Source organism: Nocardioides sp. (assembly GCF_050246775.1).
Lineage (GTDB): Bacteria > Actinomycetota > Actinomycetes > Propionibacteriales > Nocardioidaceae > Nocardioides.
Map to the genome: position 1 here is coordinate 93,350 of NZ_JBFWVK010000003.1, position 18,966 is coordinate 112,315.

Below are 18,966 nucleotides of genomic sequence, written 5' to 3' on the forward strand. Positions count from 1 at the left end.
CATCGCGCACGATTGTGCCTCCGATCTGGGTCCTGGCGGCGTTCAGACCGTGCACTGTGCACGGTTGCGACGAGGCCGGGAGACCAGCGCTGCTCATGGGCTGAGTACGACGCTCGGCCGGAGGTCGCGTTCCGGCGGCGTCCACGCGGTCGGATCGGCAGCGACCTGATCACCGGTGCGGATGTCCTTCACCTCGTGGCCGCCCTCGGCATTGGTGAACCAGACGTAGGGGATACCGCGGCGCTCGGCGTACCTGATCTGCTTGCCGAACCGCTGGGCACTCGCCGCCACCTCGCAGGGCACCCCGTTGGCGCGCAGCTGGGTGGCGATGGCATCGCTGGACGCGCGCGACTCCTCGTCGACGAGGGCGACCAGCACGACCGACGGCACCTTTCGGTCGGCGCTGAGCAGGCCCCGCGACATCAGCGGCACGAGGGTGCGGGAGATCCCGAACGACATGCCCACCCCGGGGTAGGTGCTCTTGCCGTCCGACGCCAAGGCGTCGTAGCGACCTCCCCCACCGACGGACTTCAGGAACTCGAAGCCGACCATGAAGATCTCGAAGACCGTCCCGGTGTAGTAGTCCAGCCCCCGAGCCAGGCTCAGACTGGCCTCGATCCCGAACCGGTCGGTGACCAGGTCCGCACAGCCGTCGATGACCGCGGCGAGCTCGGTCAGACCTGTCTCGAGCAGGTCGTTGTCGACGCCCAGGCCACGCACCTGCTCGACGAAGGAGCTGTCGGAGGTGGAGATCCGGGCCAGGCTCAGGCACTGCGCGGCCTGGGCCTCGCTCAGGCCGGCCTCGCTCGTGAGGAGTGCGCTGACCTGCTCGGCCGAGAGCTTGTCGAGCTTGTCGATGATCCGGATGACCGACTGCGGCTCCTCAGCGCCGATCCCCCGGTAGAAGCCCTCGATGAGCTTGCGGTTGTTGACACGCAGCCTCATCGGCGGCAGCGGCAGGTGCGCGAGCGCCTCGGCCATCACCCGAGCGACCTCGATGTCGGCGTGGAAGGGGAGCTCGTCCTTCATCACCACGTCGATGTCGGCCTGCGTGAACTCGCGGTACCTGCCCTCCTGCGGCCGCTCACCTCGCCAGGCCTTCTGGATCTGATAGCGCCGGAACGGGAACTCGAGCTTGCCCGCGTGCTCCAGCACGTAGCGCGCGAAGGGCACGGTCAGGTCGAAGTGCAGGCCGACCCCGGCATCGGTGCCGGCCTGTTCGGCCTGCAACCGCTCGAGGAGATAGATCTCCTTGGACGTCTCCCCCTTGCCGAGCAGGGTCTCCACCGGCTCGACCGCACGGGTCTCGATGCCCGCGAAGCCGTGCAGCTCGAAGGTACGGCGCAGCAGGTCGATCACCTGCTGCTCGACGAAACGCTCCTCGGGCAGGAGTTCGGGGAAGCCGCTGAGCGGCGTGGGCTTGCTCATGGTGGTTCAGAGACCTCGGGTCACTCGCCCTGCCGAGCCCTCGTCTTGCAGCTCCAGCAGGTAGGGGTTGGTCGCGCGCTCGCGACCGATGGATGTCTGCTCGCCGTGGCCGGGGAGGACGACGATGTTGTCGGCAAGCGGCAGGACCTTGTCAGCCAGGCTCCGCAGCATGGCGGCATGGTCGCCGCCGGGCAGGTCGGTGCGGCCGATGGAGCCCTGGAAGAGCAGGTCGCCGGAGAACATGAGCTCGGCGACGTCCTGCTCGTCGTACGGGCTACGGAAGACGACCGACCCTTCGGTGTGGCCTGGCGTGTGGTCGACGGTGAACTGCAGGCCCGCCAGCTCCAGCACCTGGTTGTCAGTCAGTTCCCGGACGTCGTCAGGCTCCGCCCAGGTGTAGTTGCCGCCGAGAAGCATCTGCCCGGTCTCGGGGCTCAGTCCGGCCACCGGATCGGTGAGCAGGTGTCGGTCGCGCGGGTGGATCCAGGCGGTCGCGTCGTACGTCCCGGCGACCGGGGTCACGCACCACATGTGGTCGACGTGACCGTGGGTCAGCAGCACGGAGACCGGCTTGAGCCGGTGCTCGCGGACGATGTCGGCGACTCCGGCCGTCGCGTCCTTGCCGGGGTCGATGACCACACACTCCGAGCCGGGAGCGGTCGCCACGACGTAGCAGTTGGTCCCCCACGGCCCGGCAGGGAAGCCGGCGATGAACACTCGAGATCCTTTGCTTCGTCAAAAAGGCGCTGTCGCACGTCATTTCAGCACGTTGTCGAACACGACCCTATCGGGGGCCGCATCTGCTTTTGACTACGATGGTTGATCATGAGTGCACAGCAGGATCCCGGGACACCCCCTGAGACCAGATCCGAGACCCGTCCGGTGCCAGTTCCCCAGCCGCCCATGAAGCCGCGGGCCTCGGCCGCGTCCGACTGGGGGCGAGTCGCTGACGACGGCACGGTCTACGTGCGCACGGCTGACGGCGAGCGCTCCGTGGGGCAGTACCCGGAGGGTGACCCGGCTGAGGCGATGAAGTTCTTCACCGACCGCTACGACGCTCTCGCGTTCGAGGTGGAGCTGCTCGAGCGCCGGATCAAGACCGGCGCCCTGTCCCCCGACGAGGCCGCCGCGTCCGTGAAGACCGTGGTCGCCCAGGTGACTGACGCCCATGCGGTCGGTGATCTCGCAGCGCTGTCGGGACGACTCGACGCCCTGGGGGTCGTCATCGCCGAACAGCGCGAGACCCGCAAGGTCGAGCGCGCCGCCAAGGTCGCCGAGGCCAAGGTGGCGAAGGAGAAGATCGTCACCGAGGCTGAGAAGCTGGCCGAGGGTTCCGACTGGCGCAACGGTGCCAACCGGCTGCGGGTGCTGCTCGACGAGTGGAAGGCCCTGCCGCGGCTCGACCGGGCTGCCGACGACACCCTCTGGCGACGCTTCTCCAGTGCCCGCACGTCCTACACCCGCCGCCGCAAGTCGCACTTCTCCGAGCAGCACGAGAAGCGCGACGCGGCCCGCGTGATCAAGGAGCGGCTGACCGTCGAGGCCGAGTCGCTGGCCGACTCCACCGATTGGGGAGCCACGGCAGGCCGGTTCCGCGACCTCATGCGCGACTGGAAGGCTGCCGGCCCGGCCCCTCGCGAAGTGGACGACGCTCTGTGGAAGCGCTTCCGGGGCGCACAGGACACCTTCTTCGAGTCCCGCGACGCGAGCAACGCGCAGCTCGACCAGGAGTTCGCGGCCAACGCCGAGGTCAAGGAGCAACTTCTCGTGGAAGCCGAGAAGCTGGTGCCGGTCACCGACCTCGACGCCGCCAAGCGTGCGTTCCGCGACATCGCGGACAAGTGGGATGCAGCCGGCAAGGTGCCGCGTGAGCGCATGAAGGATCTCGAGAGCCGGATCCGCAAGGTCGAGCAGACCATCCGGGGCGTCGAGGACGACCAGTGGAAGAAGTCAGACCCCGAGAAGTCGGCCCGGGCCTCGGACATGGTCACCAAGCTGGAGAAGGCCATCGAGGGCATCGAGGCCGATCTGGCGAAGGCTCAGGCGGCCGGGAACGCCAAGAAGGTCAAGGAGCTCGAGGACAACCTGGCCTCGCGGCGTACCTTCCTGGAGATGGCCCTCAGGGCCAGCGAGGAATTCTCCTGACCTGACTCTCCGCTCTGGATAGTCCCGAACGTTTGGCACGCGACACGCCGTGCCCCCGAGCCCAAGTGTTCTGGACTATCCCGGGCAGAGGGACGGGCCGCGCTACTGGGTCACGCGGTAGACGTCGAAGACGCCGGGCACCGAGCGCACGGCCTTGAGCACCGAGTCCAGGTGCTTGGCGTCGGCCATCTCGAAGGTGAAGCGGCTCTTGGCGATCCGGTCACGGGTGGTGTTGAGCGTCGCGCTGAGGATGTTCACGTGGACGTCGGAGAGCGCCATCGTGATGTCCGACAGCAGGCGGGCCCGGTCGAGCGCCTCCACCTGGATGTTGACCAGGAAGGTCGACTGCGCCGTGGGCGCCCATTCCACCTCGACGAGCCGCTCGGACTGCGACTTGAGAGAGGATGCGTTCGTGCAGTCCTGGCGGTGCACCGAGACTCCCCCGCCCTTGGTCACGAAACCGAGGATCTTGTCCGGCGGGACCGGGGTGCAGCACTTGGCCAGCTTGACCCACACGTCGGCCGTGCCCTTGACGATGACTCCGGAGTCCCCGCCGCCGGAGGTGATCCGTCCCGAACGACGACGACCGGTGATGGTCACGCCCTCGGCCAGGTCCTCGGCGGCCCCCTGGTCGCCGCCGTGCAACTCGATCACCCGGCGTACGACGGCCTGGGCCGACAGGTTGCCCTCCCCGACCGAGGCGTAGAGCGCGGTCACGTCAGCGAGCTTGAAGTGCAGGGCGGCCAGCGTCAGCGATTCGTGCGAGAGCAACCGCTTGAGGGGCAGCCCCTCCTTGCGCATCAGCTTGGCGATCTGGTCCTTGCCCCGCTCGATCGCCTCCTCGCGGCGCTCCTTGGTGAACCAGGCGCGGATCTTGGAGCGGGCCCGCGGTGACTTGACGAACCCGAGCCAGTCGCGCGACGGGCCGGCGTTCTGCGCCTTGGAGGTGAACACCTCGACCACGTCGCCGTTGTCGAGCGTCGACTCCAGCGGGACCAGCCGCCCGTTGACCCGGGCACCGATCGTGTGGTGCCCCACCTCGGTGTGGACGGCGTAGGCGAAGTCGATCGGGGTGGCACCGGCCGGCAGCGGCATCACGTCGCCGCGCGGGGTGAACACGTAGACCTCGGAACGGTTGATCTCGAAGCGCAGCGACTCCAGGAACTCACCCGGGTCCTCCACGTCGGACTGCCAGTCCAGCAGCTGGCGGACCCAGGTCATGTCGTCGCCGTCGGCCAGGCGGTCGGTGTCGACCCCCGTGCGGGAGTCCTCCTTGTACTTCCAGTGCGCCGCGACGCCGTACTCCGCGCGACGGTGCATGGCGAAGGTGCGGATCTGCAGCTCGACCGGCTTGCCCTGGGGGCCGATCACCGTCGTGTGCAGCGACTGGTACATGTTGAACTTCGGCATCGCGACGTAGTCCTTGAAACGTCCCAGGACCGGGTTCCACCGCGAGTGGAGTACGCCGAGCACCGAATAGCAGTCGCGATCGTCCTCCACGAGGACCCGGATCCCGACCAGGTCGTAGATGTCGGAGAACTCGCGACCACCCACGATCATCTTCTGGTAGATCGAGTAGTAGTGCTTCGGTCGGCCGGTGACCTTCGTCTTGATCTTGGCGTCCTTCAGGTCCGCCTCGACCTGCGTGATCACCTCGGCCAGGAACTGGTCGCGCGAGGGCGCCCGCTCGGCGACCATCCGCACGATCTCGTCGTAGATCTTGGGGTGGAGGGTGGCGAACGCGAGGTCCTCGAGCTCCCACTTGAGCGTGTTCATGCCCAACCGGTGGGCCAACGGAGCGTAGATGTCGAGGGTCTCGCGTGCCGTCCGCTCCTGGCTCGCCTGCGGCACGTAGCGCAGTGTGCGCATGTTGTGCAGGCGGTCGGCGAGCTTGATGACCAGGACCCGGATGTCGCGCGACATCGCCACGATCATCTTGCGGATCGTCTCGGCCTGCGCCGAGTCGCCGTACTTCACCTTGTCGAGCTTGGTCACGCCGTCGACCAGGATCGCCACCTCGTCGCCGAAGTCCTTGCGGAGTTGCTCGAGGGTGTAGGCGGTGTCCTCGACGGTGTCGTGCAGCAGGGCGGCCACAAGCGTCGGCTCGGTCATGCCGATCTCGGCCAGGATGGTGGTCACCGCGAGCGGGTGGGTGATGTAGGGGTCCCCGCTCTTGCGCATCTGGGGGCCGTGCATCTTCTCGGCCGTCAGGTAGGCGCGTTCCAGCAGGGCGAAGTCGGCCTTCGGGTGATTGGCTCGCACGACGCGGAACAGTGGGTCGAGCACCGGGTTGCCGGCTGTCGAACTGCGGGTCCCGATCCGGGCCAGGCGAGCCCGCATGCGGCGTGCGGAGTGGGCGCCGATCGGCTCGGGGGCGGCCCCCTCCTCGGGGGCCGGCGCCGGCGTCGACGTGCGAGGAGGCTGTTGGGCGGACTCGGCGACCTGCCCTCGAGGCTGCTCGATCGTCTTGTCGTCGGTCACTTCGTCAGTCTAGATGAGTGCACGCAACCTCGACGGCCGGGCGAGGGAGGCGTCTCAGACCTGGTCGAGGGCCGTCAGCGACAGGTCACCGATCGCCTCGCGACCGGGCAGGAAGCTCAGCTCGAGCAGTACGCCGAGCGCGTGGGCGACGCCGCCGCACGACTCCACCAGCTGCCGGGTCGCCACAGCCGTGCCACCGGTGGCCAGGACGTCGTCGATGAGCAGCACCCGCTCGCCGGGTGCGATGGCGTCCTGGTGGATCTCCAGCGTGGCTTCGCCGTACTCGAGGGCGTAGGAGACGGCGTGGGTGGCGCGTGGAAGCTTGCCGACCTTGCGGACTGGCACGAAGCCGGCCCCCAGAGCGAGCGCGACCGGGGCAGCCAGGATGAACCCACGGGCCTCCATGCCGACGACCTTGTCGACGACCGGTCGCCCGTCGTCATCCCGCCCGGCGTCAGCCAGGGCAGCGACGACGGCGGAAAGCCCGGCGTGGTCGGCCAGCAGCGGTGAGATGTCCTTGAAGACGATGCCGGCCTCGGGGAAGTCCTTGACGTCCACGATGAGTCGACCCATCGCCTCCCGGGCGACCCCGGCGTGGTCGCCCCGGTCGCTCACTACTTGCTCCGCTTGCTGCGCGGTTGACGACTGGGCTGGGCCCGACCCGAGGACTTGCTCTCCTGGACGGGGGCCGGCGAAGGCGGGACGGTGCGCCCGCTCCCGGATGCGGGCGGCTTGCGCGTGGCCGCGGGGGTGCGCGCCGGTTCGCCCGCTTCCTCCTCGGCGTAGCCGAGATCCTCGTCGAGCTCCTCGGGCTCTTCGGCGACCGGCAGGTCGTCCTTGAAGGTCGGCACGCTTGCGTAGCGGTCGGCACTCGCACGGCGGGCAGCTGCCCGCTTCTCGGCAGCCAGCACGTCCTTCTCGCCGGCCTTCAACTGTGCCAGCAGCGGCGTGGCGATGAAGATCGAGGAATAGGCACCGGCCGCCATGCCGACGAACAGGGCCAGCGACAGGTCCTTGAGGGCACCCGAGCCCAGCTGGACGGTGCCGACGTACAGCAGCGCGCCGACCGGCAGCAGCGCCACGATCGAGGTGTTGATCGAGCGGACCAGGGTCTGGTTGATGGCCAGGTTGGCGGCGTCGGAGTAGGTCGTGCGGGAGGTCCGCAGGTGGCGAGTGTTCTCCCGGACCTTGTCGAAGACCACCACCGTGTCGTAGAGCGAGAAGCCCAGGATGGTGAGCAGTCCCGTGACCGTGGCCGGGCTGACCTCGAAGCCGGACCACGCATAGATGCCGACCGTGATGAGGACGTCGTGGATGAGCGCGACGATGGCCGCGACCGACATCTTCCATTCTCGGAAATAGCCCCAGATCAACAGCACCACGAGGACGAGGAACACCACGAGGCCCTGGATGGATCTCTTGGCGACTTCCTTGCCCCAGCTCGCGCCGATGTCTTGGCTGGAGAGGCTGGCGTCGGGACCGGCGGTCGCGAGGATGGCCTCGCTCACCGTCCTGGACTCGGCCCCGGTGAGGCTCTCGGTCTGGATGAGGATGGCCTTCGCGCCCGAGGTGGTGACGATCGGTGAGGAGGCGGCGTCCACGCCGGTTGCTGCCACATCGTCGCGCAGCTGGTCGGCGAGACCCTGGGTGACCTGGTCGGCCGGCAGGCTGACCCTGTACTCGTTCCCACCGACGAACTCGATGCCCATGTTGAGCGGCTTGAACCAGAGGCCGAGGACGGCGAAGAGGATGATCAGCCCGGAGATCGCATACCAGATCTTGCGCCGACCCATGAAGTCGATCGAGACCCGACCGTCGTACAGGTCATTGCCGAGGCGAGAGAACTTGCCCATCAGGCCTTACCTCCAGCAGCCACGCCGGGAAGGCGATCGAGGCCGAGACTCTCGGCGTCGAGCCCGGACAGCTTGTGGCCCTTGTTGAAGAAGGCGAACTGGCCGAGCCAGGACACCATCGGTTTGGTGAACCAGAAGAACACCACCAGGTCGATGAGGGTGGACAGACCGAGCGCGAACGCGAAGCCCTTCACGACACCGGCGGCGAAGAAGTAGAGCACGACGGCGGCGAGCAGCGAGACCGCGTCGGCGGCCAGACAGGTGTTCCGAGCGCGCACCCAGCCACTCTCGACCGCGACGCGCATCGACTTGCCGTCGCGCATCTCGTCGCGGATGCGTTCGAAGAAGACGATGAACGAGTCCGCGGTGATACCCACCGCCACGATCAGACCGGCGATGCCGGGCAGTGTCAGCGTGAAGCCGGCGGTGGCGCTCAGCAGCAGCACGAGGCCGTAGGTCAGGGCACCGGCCACGACCAGCGAGGCGATGACCACCAGGCCCAGGCCGCGGTAGTAGAGCAGGCAGTAGAGCATCACGAGCAACAGCCCGATCGCGCCGGCGGTGATGCCGGCAGTGAGCTGGTCACCGGCCAACGACGGCCCGATCTCCTCGCTCGACGGGTCGCCGTTGAAGGCGATCGGCAGCGAGCCGAACTTCAGGCTGGTGGCCAGGTCGGCAGCTTCCTGCTGGGTGAAGTCACCGGTGATCTGGGGACGACCGTCGGTGATGACGCCGGTGAAGCCCGGGTGCGAGATGACCTGGCCGTCGAGGGTGATGGCGAAGGTCTGGTTGGTGGCCTGCCCACCGACGAGCGCGCGGCTCACCTCGGCGAGCTGGTCGGCGCCCTTGGAGTCCAGGGTCAGGTCCACGGCGTAGGAGACGCTGTTCTGCGGGATCCCGGAGCTGGCGGACTTGACCTGGGTGCCCTCGATGATCGCCACCGACAACAGGAACTTCTGTCCGGTGTTGTCACAGGTGATGAGGGGCTTGTCAGGGTTGTCGTCGACCTCGGCCGGCTTGCCGTCGGCCGGGCAGGAGAACGCCGCGAACGCGGCCTGCGACTTGGCGTCAGGACTGGCCTGCCAGGCCAGCGCATCGGCGATCGAGCCTTTGCCGGTCGCCGACTGCGTGGAGTCGCCGTCGGTGTTGCTCGCCGTCGCCCCGTCGGTCGGGGACGCTGTCGCTGTCGGGCTGGCCGACGCGCTGGCCGTCGCCTTGGTGGTGGCCTTCTTGGTGGGCGTGGCGGTGGGTGCGGCGTAGCCGGGCAACGGCCGGTTCTTGGGGGTGGCGGTGGCGCTGGGCCTGGTGGTGGCCTTCTTGGTCGCCTTCGCCGTGGGCGTCGCGCTGGGTGCGATCACGCCCGAGCCCGGGGTCTCGCTCGGCGACGCCGAGGGTGAGCCGGTGGCGGCCGGCGCGGTGCCGTCGGCAGCGAGTGCGACGAGCCGGAAGCGCAGCTGCGCCTGCCGGGACACGACGTCCACCAGGCTGCTGTCCGGCGGGCCGGGCAGTTCGACGATGATGATGTTGCTGCCCTGCGTGGTCACCTCGGCCTCGGAGTACCCCGACCCGTTGACCCGCTGGTCGATGATGTCAGCGGCCTCCTGGAGACTGGCCGAGTTGAGTCCGGGGGTGTCCTTCGCCGTCAGGGTGACGCGGGTGCCGCCCTGCAGGTCGAGCCCGAGTTCGGGCTTCCACTTCCCCCCGAGAGCCACCAGGCCGAAGACGACCGCGGTGGCCAGGAAGAACACCACGATCGTGCGGCCCGGATGGGCAGACTTCTTTGCCACTTCACTTGCTCCCTTCGGCGTCGACGACATCGACGACCGCGCCGCGGGCGGCCGTCACGACGACGCCGTCAGCCACCTCCAGCGAGATCTTGTCGCCATCGACGCTGCGGATGATGCCGTACAGGCCAGCTGCGAGCAGGACCTGGGTGCCCACCTCGAGGGACTGCTGCACGGACCGCAACTGCGCCTGGCGGCGCGATGCAGGGCGCACGATCAGCAGCCAGAAGATCAGCGCGATACCGACCAACGGCAGCACGGCAACAAGGTCCGGCACAGTCAACAACCTCTCGGAGGGCAGGAAAGAACGGCCGAGCACAAGGTGGCGGCCACGTCCGACCGAGAAGTCTATGTCACTGGTCGAAGAGGGTGACGTCCGCCTCGTCGGCGGAGCCTGGTGTCGTCGGGGGCACGAGGCCCAGGTGCTGCCAGGCCCCCCGGGTGGCGACCCGGCCGCGCGGCGTGCGCGCGAGGAGGCCCAGGCGCACGAGGAACGGCTCGGCCACCTCCTCCACCGTCTCGCGCTCCTCGCCGACGGCCACGGCCAACGTGCTGATGCCCACCGGTCCACCGCCGAAACGCCGGCAGAGTACGTCGAGCACGGCCCTGTCGAGCCGGTCGAGACCCGACTCGTCGACCTCGTAGAGCTCGAGTGCCCGCTGGGCCACCGCCAGCGTGACGACGCCGTCTGCCCGAACCTGGGCGTAGTCGCGCACCCGGCGCAGCAGGCGGTTGGCGATCCGAGGGGTCCCCCGCGAGCGAGAGGCGATCTCCACCGAGCCGTCGTCGCGCAGCTCCACTCCCAGCAGACCTGCCGAGCGGTGCACGATCTTGTCGAGATCCTCCGGCTCGTAGAACTCCAGATGGCCGGTGAAGCCGAACCGGTCGCGCAACGGGCTGGGCAGGAGCCCGGCCCGGGTCGTCGCGCCGACCAGGGTGAACGGCGGGATGTCGAGCGGGATGGCAGTGGCTCCCGGACCCTTGCCGATGACCACGTCGACGCGGAAGTCCTCCATCGCCATGTAGAGCATCTCCTCGGCCGGGCGCGACATGCGGTGGATCTCGTCGACGAACAGGACGTCGCCCTCGTTCATCCCCGACAGGATCGCGGCCAGGTCGCCGGCGTGCGTGATGGCCGGCCCGCTGGTCAGGCGCAGCGGCGTACTCATCTCATGGGCGATGATCATCGCCAGCGTCGTCTTGCCGAGACCCGGTGGCCCGGACAGCAGCACGTGGTCGGGGGCGCGACCGCGCTTCTGGGCGGCCTCGAGGACGAGACCGAGCTGTTCGCGCACCCGTGCCTGTCCGATCACCTCGTCGAGGGATCGCGGTCGCAGGGCGGCCTCGATCGCGCGCTCGTCGCCCTCGGCGTCGACCTCCGCGACCGTCAGGTTCGACAGGTGCATCGCCTCGGCGGCATCGAACTGGTCCATGTCAGGCCCTGCTCAGGGTGCGCAGCGCGGCCCGGAGGAGGACGCCGACCTCGGGGGTCTCCCCCGCTTCGGGTGCGACGGCGTCCACAGCCTTGTCGGCCTCCTTGGTGGACCAACCCAGACCCACCAGTCCCTCGTGGACCTGGTCGCGCCAGGTCGCCTGGGCCGCGAACCCGATCCGGGCCGCACCGGAGGCGCCGACCGGGGCACCGAGGCGGTCCTTGAGCTCGAGGATGATCCGCTGGGCGCCCTTCTGGCCGACGCCGGGCACGCGGGTCAGGGTCTTGACGTCCTCCCCCATGACCGCGCGACGGAGGTCGTCGGGAGCCAGGACGGCCAGCATCGCCTGCGCGAGCTTGGGCCCGACCCCGCTCGCGGTCTGGAGCAGCTCGAAGCAGGACTTCTCGTCCTCGTCGAGGAACCCGAAGAGGGTCAGGGAGTCCTCGCGCACGACCATGCTGGTCTGCAGGGTGGCCCTGGAGCCGGTGCGCAGCGTGGCCAGCGTGTTCGGCGTACACATCAGTTGCAGGCCGACGCCGCCGACCTCGAGGACGGCACTGGAGAGGGCGACCTCGGCCACCTCACCACTGACGAATGCGATCATCTGGACCTCCCGGCGGCCGCCTTGGCGATCGCCATCTCGATGCGGTTCTGGGCGCCTCCGCGCCAGATGTGGGTGATCGCGAGCGCCAGCGCGTCGGCGGCGTCGGCAGGCTTCGGGACCTCGGTGAGCCGCAGCAGTCGGGCGACCATGGCACCGACCTGGGCCTTGTCGGCCCGGCCGTTGCCGGACACCGCCGCCTTGACCTCACTGGGGGTGTGCAGCGCGACGGGCAGGCCGCGGCGGGCGGCGGCCACCATGGCCAGGCCGCTGGCCTGCGCGGTGCCCATGATGGTGCTCACGTCCGAGCGCGCGAAGACCCGCTCCACGGCGACAGCATCGGGACGGTGCTCCTCGAGCCAGAGCTCGATCCCCTGCTCGATCTGCATCAGCCGCTGCGGAATCGGCAGGTCTGGCGTGGTGCGGACCACTCCGACCGCGATCAGCGTCAGCGGACGGCCGATGTCACCCTCGACGATGCCGAGTCCACATCGAGTCAGACCGGGGTCGATGCCGAGCACCCGCATTGCATCTCCCGCCGCCTCGTCGTCCGAACACCTGTTCGGACCAACGCTAACGTGACCCGGCGACTGTTCGGGGTGCGACACGCAACGCGCTGGATAGTCCCGAACGTTCGGCACCCCAGATCGGCGTGTCGCGGTGCGAAACGTTCGGGACTATCCAGAAAAGAGGTCACTCGTCGTCGAGCTGAGCCATGACCTCGTCGGGGACGTCGAAGTTGGCGAACACGTTCTGCACGTCGTCGAGATCCTCGAGGGCCTCCACGAGGCGGAACACCTTGCCGGCGCCCTCCTTGTCGAGCTCGACGTGCAGATCCGGCACGAAGGAGGCGTCGGCCGAGTCGTAGTCGACACCGGCGGCCTGGAGCGCGGTCCGTACGGCGACCAGGTCGGTGGCCTCGCTGATCACCTCGAAGGACTCCCCCAGGTCGTTGACCGCGTCGGCACCCGCCTCGAGGGTCGCCTCGAGGACATCGTCCTCGGTGACCGTCTTGGCCTCCTGCTCGACCGGAACGATGACGACGCCCTTGCGGTGGAAGAGGAACGACACCGACCCGGGGTCGGCCAGCGAGCCACCGTTGCGGGTCATCGCTGTGCGGACCTCCATGGCGGCCCGGTTCTTGTTGTCGGTGAGGCACTCGATGAGCATCGCGACACCGGAGGGGCCGTAGCCCTCGTACATGATCGTCGTGTAGTCCGCCCCGCCGGCTTCGGCGCCCGAGCCGCGCTTGACCGCCCGGTCGATGTTGTCGTTGGGGACCGAGGACTTCTTGGCCTTCTGGATGGCGTCGTAGAGCGTCGGGTTGCCGGTGGGGTCGCCGCCACCCATCCGTGCCGCCACCTCGATGTTCTTGATGAGCTTGGCGAACATCTTGCCGCGGCGAGCGTCGACGACGGCCTTCTTGTGCTTGGTCGTCGCCCACTTGGAGTGGCCTGACATGGAGCGTCCTTCCCTACGACTGACGGATCAGGTCGATGAAGAGCCGGTGGATGCGATCGCCGCCTCCCACCTCGGGGTGGAAGGAGGTCGCCATCAGCGGACCCTGTCGAACCGCGACGATCCTACCCACGGCCGGTCCGTGCTCGACACGGGCGAGCACCTCCACGCCGTCACCGGCCTCCTCCACCCACGGAGCACGGATGAAGACCGCGTGGACCGGCCCCTCGATGCCGTGGAAGTCGAGGTCGTCCTCGAAGGAATCCACCTGGCGACCGAAGGCGTTGCGACGCACCGTCACGTCCAGGCCGCCGATGGTCTCCTGGTCGCTGGTCCCACCCTCGATCCGGTCGGCGAGCAGGATCATGCCCGCACAGGTCCCGAAGGTGGGCATGCCCGCGGCGATCCGCTCCCGCAGCGGATCGACCAGGTCGAAGGTGCGCGCCAGCTTGATCATGGTGGTGGACTCCCCACCGGGGATCACGAAGGCGTCGCACGCTGCGAGCTCGCTGGCACGGCGTACGCCGATGGCCCGGGCACCCAGGCTGGTCAGCACCCGCAGGTGCTCGCGGACGTCGCCCTGGAGGGCGAAGACACCGATCGTCGCAACAGGCACGCGGGGAATGCTAGAGGGAGTCAGTCGCAGGAGCTGCGGAAGCCCAGGGTGTAGTCGCGGGTGACCGAGGCGACTGACGTCCACGAGACGGAGCCGAAGGTGCGCTTGACCTCGACCCAGGTCACGCCCGAGGCCGTGCCACTGGCCAGCGACAGCGTCGCCGTGGTGCTGGTGCGCTCGTTGGTCGTCTGGCCCGTGGTGCCGTAGTGGAAGATGTAGCTGTCGGCGCCGGGCACGGCGGCCCAGGTGAAGGTGGCCGTGCGGTTGCCCGTCGTACACGTGAAGGTCGGCGTGGTCGGCACGGTGTAGGCCTGCACGTCGCCGGACTTCATGCTCGCGGTGTCCGACCAGCGAGCCAGGGTGGAGACGGTGGGCGCGGCCAGTGCTCCCACGGCGAGGGCGGTCACGACGCCGGCCACGAGCACGACGCGGTGACGGCGTACGGCGGCCCCTGCCAGCGACCCGGCGAAGCCGAGCCACAGCAGGCCACCGACGGCGCCGACGCCGAGGAGCACCCCGATCGGACTGGCCGCAGCCGACACGACGTAGCCGAGCAGCGGCACGTCGAACAGCACCCGGTCGACCTGCGTGACCCGGTAGGTCGAGGCGTCCGGGGACTGGTTGGCGTCACCGCGGAGCGTGAGTACGACGGCGTCGCCGTCCAGGCGCGCCTGCTCGACCCGGTGGGTGACCCGGACACCGTCGGCGCCGTCGACGCTGACGACGTCGCCCACCCGCACGTCACTCGCCGGGACCTCGGTGGCCAGCCCCAGGGCACCGGTCGAGATCGCCGGTGACATGGAGCCGGAGCGGAACACCAACGGGGTCAGGCCGAAGGCAGCGGCCGCGAACGTCCACAGGATGCAGAGCACGCCCAGGGTGGCGCCGAGGTTCAGGGCCCACTCGCGGGCCCGGTTGCGCGTGCCCATCATGGCTGCACCGCGTTGAAGGCGAAGGTCGCGGTGGCAGCGTCGCCCTGGGTGCTACTGGCCGCGGTGCTGACGAGCTGGACGATGACACAGACGTTCTGGGTCGCGGACGGGTTGAGCGTCTGCGCGGTGGAGATGACGTTGGCCGCGGTGCCGCTGAGGGTCTGGTTCGTGCTGGCCGCGCTGCCCGAACAGGTGCCCACCCGGTTGTCGTTGGTGGCGTTGCCGCTGTTGCTGGCCGTTCCCCCGGTGTAGGTCGAGAACCTCAGTTGCGGGGCGAGCGCACCGGTCGCCGTCGCGGTCGCGGTGTAGGTGAAGCCGGTGGTCCCGTCGTTGCGGACCGGGAAGCTGACCGCGAGGCTCTCACCGGGCGTGATGTCGGAGATGGCGAGGCTGGCGTTCGTCCAGGTCCCGCCCTGACCGACGTTGTTGCCGGAGGCGTTCAGGCGCACGTCGAGCGAGCCGGTGGTGAACGAGCCTGCGTTGGCGTCGCCGCTGGCGGTGAAGCGAGCCATGGTGCCGACCGAGCCCACGCCGAGCAGGATGCCGACCGAGAGGAGCGCGCGCACCTGGGCGGAGTTGAAGCTACGCATCGGGCTGCTCCTTCCTACGGCGGGTGACGAGGGTCAGGCCCCAGCCGAGGGCGGCTGCGCCGACGGCGGCGAGCCACCACGACGGCCCGCCGGTGGCGGGCAGGGGCTGGGTGCCCGGCTCCGGGTTGTCGCCGGGGACGGCGATGCCCGAAGCCTGGGTCAGGCGGACCTCGAAGTCGAGGTCGAACGGAAGCTGTTGGGTCTGGTTGTCGGCGGCCTCGTCGAAGGTGGCGCGCACGCTGATCCTCTCGTGCTGACCCACGGCCAGCCGGAGGTCGGAGGACACGGGCACGGAGCCACCGGAGAACGCCTTCCACGGCTGGTTGCCGACCTTGGCGTCGAGGTGCAGGTCGCCGGTGGCGAGCAGTCCCTCGACCATGGTGTTGGTGATCTCGACGTCGAGCGTCGAGGCGGTGCTGCTCTGGTTGCGGACCAGGAACGACTCCACCCGGGTGTCCCCGGGAGCCCAGCGGATGGCCGGGTCGAAGAGCGGATCGGTCAGATCACTCGACCACGAGGTGCCGTCGAGGCTCAGCCCGATCTCGTCGCCGGCAGCCATGGCCGGCGTACCGGCCAGGACGATGACGGCGGCGAGCCCGAAGGGAACGACAAGGCGGATCATGCGTCGACCAGTTCCCTTTCGGTCTCGGAGATGGTTGCGGTGGTGGTGACAGTGGTGGTGGCAGTGGCCTTGCGGCGCCGGTCCCGGACAGCCCCGAGGAACATCCACGCGGCGTACCCGAAGAGGCCGACGACGACGACCATGGTGAAGACCTGGCGCTGACTGCCGGTGACGAGGTTGGTCAGGTAGCCGACGTACGGCACGTAGTACCAGCGCTCGCCCTTGACCTGGACCGGTCGGACCAGCTTGGCGTCGGCCGCATCGTTGGCATCACCCTTGGTCTGGAACCGGTACTCGCCGGTCGAGGTGATGCTCACCTCGGTGATCCGGTGGGTCACCACAGTCGGGTCGCCGGAGTTCAGCTGGTAGGTGATCACGGTGCCGACGCCCAGCGTCTCGGGGTCCACCGGCTTGGCGACCACGAGGGTGCCAGGCGGCATCGCCGACTGCATGGAGCTGGTCAGGATCACGTACGGCGTCGCTCCGCCGATCCGCGGGATGAGCACCGAGATCGTGATGATCGCGGTGAAGCCCAGGATGACGACCCAGGAAAGAACCTGTCCGCACCACCCGAGGGCCGCCCGAAGGCGGCCACCCGGGTGGCGATCAACGTTCATCGCCTCTGCGTTTCAGCGGATCAGGCGTTCGGGTTGTTGCCCGAGGACTGGTCCTGCGTCAGCGTCACGGTGAGCTGGTTGAGCGTGGCGGTCAGGCCCTGGGTGTCGTTGGCGTTCACGGTGGCCGAGCCGTAAGGCATGGTCACGACGAACTTCGCGGTGATGACCTTGCCGTTGTCCGACGAGGTCAGCACGTCACCGTTGACGAGCGTCGCCGGCGTGGAGCGGTTGATCTGGTACGTCGAGGCGACGTTCAGGCTGTCCGTGGTGGCGCCGGCCGGGGTCTTGGTGTAGGCCAAGGTGCCCGGTGCGGTGAGCTTCGCGGTCAGGTGGTCGCCGGTGGCGCCGACGGTGAACGTGCAGGACTTGGTGATCGAGTCACCCGGCACGACCAGGCTGGCGGTGCTGCCGGCGGCGGTGCCGCTGGCGTACTTCCATGCGGAGTCGCAGGAACCGTTGGTCAGGCTCAAGCTGCCGCTGGTGATCGAGCCGCCGTTGGCGGTGCCCGTCGCAGTCCAGTAGGCAAGCGACCCAGCGCCACCCATCAGCAGTACTCCAGCAGCTCCAGCCGCCAGGGCGCCCTTAGTAGACTTCTTCATGATTGTTCCCCACCCCTTGATGAAGGCCTTCCCCCACGGAAGGCCATGAAAACGCCCTCCCCCACGGAGGGCGCCACCAGCCGCAGTGGGCTGGTTCTCACCAAGTAAACGACGATTCAACTACTTCATGATGCGGAATGAAGAAGGTCAAACCGTGTGCTGCGTCACATAGCCCGTCCGGGCTATGCCTCCCCTAGTCACCAACCGCGCTCGGCGAGCCGGTGCGGCTGCGGGATGTCCTCGACGTTGATGCCCACCATCGCCTCGCCCAGCCCCCTGCTCACCTTCGCGATGACATCGGGGTCGTCGTAGAAGGTCGTGGCCTTCACGATCGCCTCAGCGCGCTGCGCCGGGTTGCCGGACTTGAAGATGCCACTGCCCACGAACACGCCCTCGGCACCCAGCTGCATCATCATCGCCGCGTCGGCGGGGGTGGCGATGCCGCCGGCGGTGAAGAGGACGACGGGCAGCTTGCCTGCCTCCGCGACCTCCTTGACCAGGTCGTAGGGGGCCTGCAGCTCCTTGGCGGCGACGTAGAGCTCGTCGGGCTCCAGGCCGTGCAGTCGCTTCAGCTCGGCCCGGATCGTGCGCATGTGGGTGACCGCGTTGGAGACGTCACCGGTGCCGGCCTCGCCCTTCGAACGGATCATCGCCGCGCCCTCGGTGATCCGGCGCAGCGCCTCACCCAGGTTGGTGGCACCACACACGAACGGCACGGTGAACTTCCACTTGTCGATGTGGTTGGCGTAGTCGGCCGGAGTCAGGACCTCGGACTCGTCGATGTAGTCGACCCCGAGGCTCTGCAGCACCTGCGCCTCGGCGAAGTGCCCGATGCGCGCCTTGGCCATCACCGGGATGCTCACGCTCGCGATGATCGAGTCGATCATGTCGGGGTCGCTCATCCGCGACACGCCACCCTGCGCGCGGATGTCAGCAGGCACCCGCTCGAGGGCCATCACGGCGACCGCGCCGGCGTCCTCGGCGATCTTCGCCTGGTCAGCGGTGACGACGTCCATGATGACGCCGCCCTTGAGCATCTCGGCCATCCCGCGCTTCACGCGCGACGTACCGGTCGTGTTGTCAGCCATGACGCCAGCGTAATGCTGTGGTGATCAGGCGGCGGGACCGGGTTCGCCCGCCTCAGGGGTCTCGGCGTACGCCTGCTGACGGACCACCCAGATCCTCTGGATGACGGTGACGGTGGACGCGGCGGCCAGAGCCCAGAGCACGATCTCGAGCAGGATCGGCAGGTTGAGCAGGTCGCTCAGCCCGGTCGCCACCAGGATGGCCACCAGTCGGTCGGCCCTCTCGGCGATGCCGACCTTGGCCTGCATGCCCAGGCCTTCGGCGCGGGCCCGGGCATAGGAGGTGACGTTGCCCATGACCAGGCAGATCAGGCTGAGCACCATGTAGAGGTCGGAGTCCCCAGGACCCGCGTAGAAGAGCACCAGTCCCCCGAAGACCGCGGCGTCGCCGACCCGGTCGAGGGTGGAATCGAGGAACGCGCCGAACTTGTTGGACGTCCCCGTCGTGCGCGCCATGTAGCCGTCGATCATGTCGCTGAAGACGAACAGGCTGATCACCAGGACCCCGATCAGCAGCTTGCCCTGCGGGAAGAAGACCAGTGCTCCCGCGCAGACGCCAAGGGTGCCGACGATCGTGACCGCGTCGGCGCTGACCCCCAGCCGGATGAGCAGGTGGGCTATCGGGGAGACGACCTTCGTCCAGAAGGCTCTGAATTGTTCCATCATCGCGAGTTGAGGGTATCTGGTCTGCCGGTTTCCCCGGTCGGCTGGGGAAACTCGCG

The 18,966-nt window shown here is 68.6% G+C and carries 20 protein-coding genes; 1 reads left to right on the forward strand and 19 read right to left on the reverse strand.

Annotated elements, in window-relative coordinates; translation table 11 throughout:
- Positions 1-93 precede the first annotated feature (93 nt).
- Both hisS and AB7I40_RS15440 read right to left on the reverse strand, forming a co-directional pair.
- Entirely contained in the window at positions 94-1,428 is a 1,335-nt protein-coding gene (gene hisS / locus AB7I40_RS15435) for a histidine--tRNA ligase (protein ID WP_428345803.1), read from the reverse strand.
- Between the two features lie 6 nt (positions 1,429-1,434).
- Positions 1,435-2,145 carry an MBL fold metallo-hydrolase gene (locus AB7I40_RS15440; protein ID WP_428345802.1) on the reverse strand — a complete coding sequence of 237 codons (711 nt, stop codon included), beginning with the start codon at positions 2,143-2,145 and terminating at the stop codon, positions 1,435-1,437.
- Positions 2,146-2,253: 108 nt separating this feature from the next.
- Here AB7I40_RS15440 and AB7I40_RS15445 point away from each other — a divergent pair, with 108 nt between their 5' ends.
- Positions 2,254-3,573 (forward strand): DUF349 domain-containing protein, encoded by a 1,320-nt coding sequence (locus tag AB7I40_RS15445; RefSeq protein ID WP_428345801.1) that lies wholly within the window; start codon positions 2,254-2,256, stop codon positions 3,571-3,573.
- A gap of 102 nt (positions 3,574-3,675) precedes the next feature.
- On the opposite strand, the gene AB7I40_RS15450 is transcribed toward AB7I40_RS15445, so the two are convergent.
- The 17 genes from AB7I40_RS15450 to pgsA all read right to left on the reverse strand — a co-directional run bounded on the left by AB7I40_RS15450 (position 3,676) and on the right by pgsA (position 18,910).
- Entirely contained in the window at positions 3,676-5,913 is a 2,238-nt protein-coding gene (locus AB7I40_RS15450; RefSeq protein ID WP_428345895.1) for a RelA/SpoT family protein, read from the reverse strand.
- A 195-nt stretch (positions 5,914-6,108) separates the two neighbouring features.
- Positions 6,109-6,627 carry an adenine phosphoribosyltransferase gene (locus AB7I40_RS15455; RefSeq protein ID WP_428345894.1) on the reverse strand — a complete coding sequence of 173 codons (519 nt, stop codon included), beginning with the start codon at positions 6,625-6,627 and terminating at the stop codon, positions 6,109-6,111.
- 41 nt (positions 6,628-6,668) lie between these two features.
- On the reverse strand, positions 6,669-7,907 hold the full coding sequence (secF, locus tag AB7I40_RS15460) for a protein translocase subunit SecF (protein ID WP_428345800.1): 1,239 nt from the start codon (positions 7,905-7,907) through the stop codon (positions 6,669-6,671).
- Positions 7,907-9,694 (reverse strand): protein translocase subunit SecD, encoded by a 1,788-nt coding sequence (secD, locus tag AB7I40_RS15465; protein ID WP_428345799.1) that lies wholly within the window; start codon positions 9,692-9,694, stop codon positions 7,907-7,909. The genes secF and secD overlap by 1 nt, the downstream gene beginning before the upstream one ends.
- A 1-nt stretch (position 9,695) precedes the next feature.
- The gene (gene yajC / locus AB7I40_RS15470; protein ID WP_428345798.1) at positions 9,696-9,968 is read right to left on the reverse strand and encodes a preprotein translocase subunit YajC; all 273 of its coding nucleotides are present in this window, start codon (positions 9,966-9,968) and stop codon (positions 9,696-9,698) included.
- Between the two features lie 76 nt (positions 9,969-10,044).
- Positions 10,045-11,097: a Holliday junction branch migration DNA helicase RuvB gene (ruvB, locus tag AB7I40_RS15475; protein ID WP_428345893.1), complete on the reverse strand. Its 1,053-nt coding sequence runs from the start codon at positions 11,095-11,097 to the stop codon at positions 10,045-10,047.
- Positions 11,098-11,125: 28 nt separating this feature from the next.
- Positions 11,126-11,728 (reverse strand): Holliday junction branch migration protein RuvA, encoded by a 603-nt coding sequence (gene ruvA / locus AB7I40_RS15480; protein WP_428345797.1) that lies wholly within the window; start codon positions 11,726-11,728, stop codon positions 11,126-11,128.
- Complete coding sequence (ruvC, locus tag AB7I40_RS15485; RefSeq protein WP_428345796.1) at positions 11,725-12,252, reverse strand: crossover junction endodeoxyribonuclease RuvC; 528 nt, start codon at positions 12,250-12,252, stop codon at positions 11,725-11,727. The genes ruvA and ruvC overlap by 4 nt, the downstream gene beginning before the upstream one ends.
- A 166-nt stretch (positions 12,253-12,418) precedes the next feature.
- Positions 12,419-13,186 (reverse strand): YebC/PmpR family DNA-binding transcriptional regulator, encoded by a 768-nt coding sequence (locus AB7I40_RS15490; RefSeq protein WP_428345795.1) that lies wholly within the window; start codon positions 13,184-13,186, stop codon positions 12,419-12,421.
- A 13-nt stretch (positions 13,187-13,199) separates the two neighbouring features.
- Positions 13,200-13,799: a pyridoxal 5'-phosphate synthase glutaminase subunit PdxT gene (pdxT, locus tag AB7I40_RS15495; RefSeq protein WP_428345794.1), complete on the reverse strand. Its 600-nt coding sequence runs from the start codon at positions 13,797-13,799 to the stop codon at positions 13,200-13,202.
- Positions 13,800-13,819: 20 nt separating this feature from the next.
- Entirely contained in the window at positions 13,820-14,731 is a 912-nt protein-coding gene (locus tag AB7I40_RS15500; RefSeq protein ID WP_428345793.1) for a signal peptidase I, read from the reverse strand.
- Positions 14,728-15,321 carry a SipW-dependent-type signal peptide-containing protein gene (locus tag AB7I40_RS15505; protein WP_428345792.1) on the reverse strand — a complete coding sequence of 198 codons (594 nt, stop codon included), beginning with the start codon at positions 15,319-15,321 and terminating at the stop codon, positions 14,728-14,730. Before AB7I40_RS15505 ends, AB7I40_RS15500 begins: the two co-directional genes overlap by 4 nt.
- Entirely contained in the window at positions 15,314-15,943 is a 630-nt protein-coding gene (locus AB7I40_RS15510; protein ID WP_428345791.1) for an LPXTG cell wall anchor domain-containing protein, read from the reverse strand. Before AB7I40_RS15510 ends, AB7I40_RS15505 begins: the two co-directional genes overlap by 8 nt.
- Positions 15,940-16,560 carry a signal peptidase I gene (locus tag AB7I40_RS15515; RefSeq protein ID WP_428345790.1) on the reverse strand — a complete coding sequence of 207 codons (621 nt, stop codon included), beginning with the start codon at positions 16,558-16,560 and terminating at the stop codon, positions 15,940-15,942. Before AB7I40_RS15515 ends, AB7I40_RS15510 begins: the two co-directional genes overlap by 4 nt.
- Positions 16,561-16,580: 20 nt before the next feature.
- Positions 16,581-17,159, reverse strand: coding sequence for an alternate-type signal peptide domain-containing protein (locus tag AB7I40_RS15520; protein WP_428345789.1), 579 nt, complete (start codon positions 17,157-17,159; stop codon positions 16,581-16,583).
- 197 nt (positions 17,160-17,356) lie between these two features.
- Positions 17,357-18,247 (reverse strand): pyridoxal 5'-phosphate synthase lyase subunit PdxS, encoded by an 891-nt coding sequence (gene pdxS / locus AB7I40_RS15525; protein ID WP_428345788.1) that lies wholly within the window; start codon positions 18,245-18,247, stop codon positions 17,357-17,359.
- Positions 18,248-18,271: 24 nt separating this feature from the next.
- Positions 18,272-18,910, reverse strand: a complete 639-nt coding sequence (pgsA, locus tag AB7I40_RS15530) for a phosphatidylinositol phosphate synthase (RefSeq protein ID WP_428345787.1) — start codon at positions 18,908-18,910, stop codon at positions 18,272-18,274.
- Positions 18,911-18,966 lie beyond the last annotated feature (56 nt).

Bases quoted from the DNA above. Each gene is read 5' to 3' on its own strand.
- AB7I40_RS15455 (WP_428345894.1), bottom strand. From the start codon at position 6,627: ATGGGTCGACTCATCGTGGACGTCAAGGACTTCCCCGAGGCCGGCATC.
- ruvA (WP_428345797.1), bottom strand. From the start codon at position 11,728: ATGATCGCATTCGTCAGTGGTGAGGTGGCCGAGGTCGCCCTCTCCAGT.
- AB7I40_RS15515 (WP_428345790.1), bottom strand. From the start codon at position 16,560: ATGAACGTTGATCGCCACCCGGGTGGCCGCCTTCGGGCGGCCCTCGGG.
- AB7I40_RS15510 (WP_428345791.1), bottom strand. From the start codon at position 15,943: ATGATCCGCCTTGTCGTTCCCTTCGGGCTCGCCGCCGTCATCGTCCTG.
- AB7I40_RS15490 (WP_428345795.1), bottom strand. From the start codon at position 13,186: ATGTCAGGCCACTCCAAGTGGGCGACGACCAAGCACAAGAAGGCCGTC.
- AB7I40_RS15500 (WP_428345793.1), bottom strand. From the start codon at position 14,731: ATGATGGGCACGCGCAACCGGGCCCGCGAGTGGGCCCTGAACCTCGGC.
- pgsA (WP_428345787.1), bottom strand. From the start codon at position 18,910: ATGATGGAACAATTCAGAGCCTTCTGGACGAAGGTCGTCTCCCCGATA.
- AB7I40_RS15520 (WP_428345789.1), bottom strand. From the start codon at position 17,159: ATGAAGAAGTCTACTAAGGGCGCCCTGGCGGCTGGAGCTGCTGGAGTA.
- AB7I40_RS15445 (WP_428345801.1), top strand. From the start codon at position 2,254: ATGAGTGCACAGCAGGATCCCGGGACACCCCCTGAGACCAGATCCGAG.
- ruvC (WP_428345796.1), bottom strand. From the start codon at position 12,252: ATGCGGGTGCTCGGCATCGACCCCGGTCTGACTCGATGTGGACTCGGC.
- secF (WP_428345800.1), bottom strand. From the start codon at position 7,907: ATGGGCAAGTTCTCTCGCCTCGGCAATGACCTGTACGACGGTCGGGTC.
- AB7I40_RS15450 (WP_428345895.1), bottom strand. From the start codon at position 5,913: ATGCGGGCTCGCCTGGCCCGGATCGGGACCCGCAGTTCGACAGCCGGC.
- AB7I40_RS15505 (WP_428345792.1), bottom strand. From the start codon at position 15,321: ATGCGTAGCTTCAACTCCGCCCAGGTGCGCGCGCTCCTCTCGGTCGGC.
- hisS (WP_428345803.1), bottom strand. From the start codon at position 1,428: ATGAGCAAGCCCACGCCGCTCAGCGGCTTCCCCGAACTCCTGCCCGAG.
- ruvB (WP_428345893.1), bottom strand. From the start codon at position 11,097: ATGCACCTGTCGAACCTGACGGTCGCGGAGGTCGACGCCGAGGGCGAC.
- pdxS (WP_428345788.1), bottom strand. From the start codon at position 18,247: ATGGCTGACAACACGACCGGTACGTCGCGCGTGAAGCGCGGGATGGCC.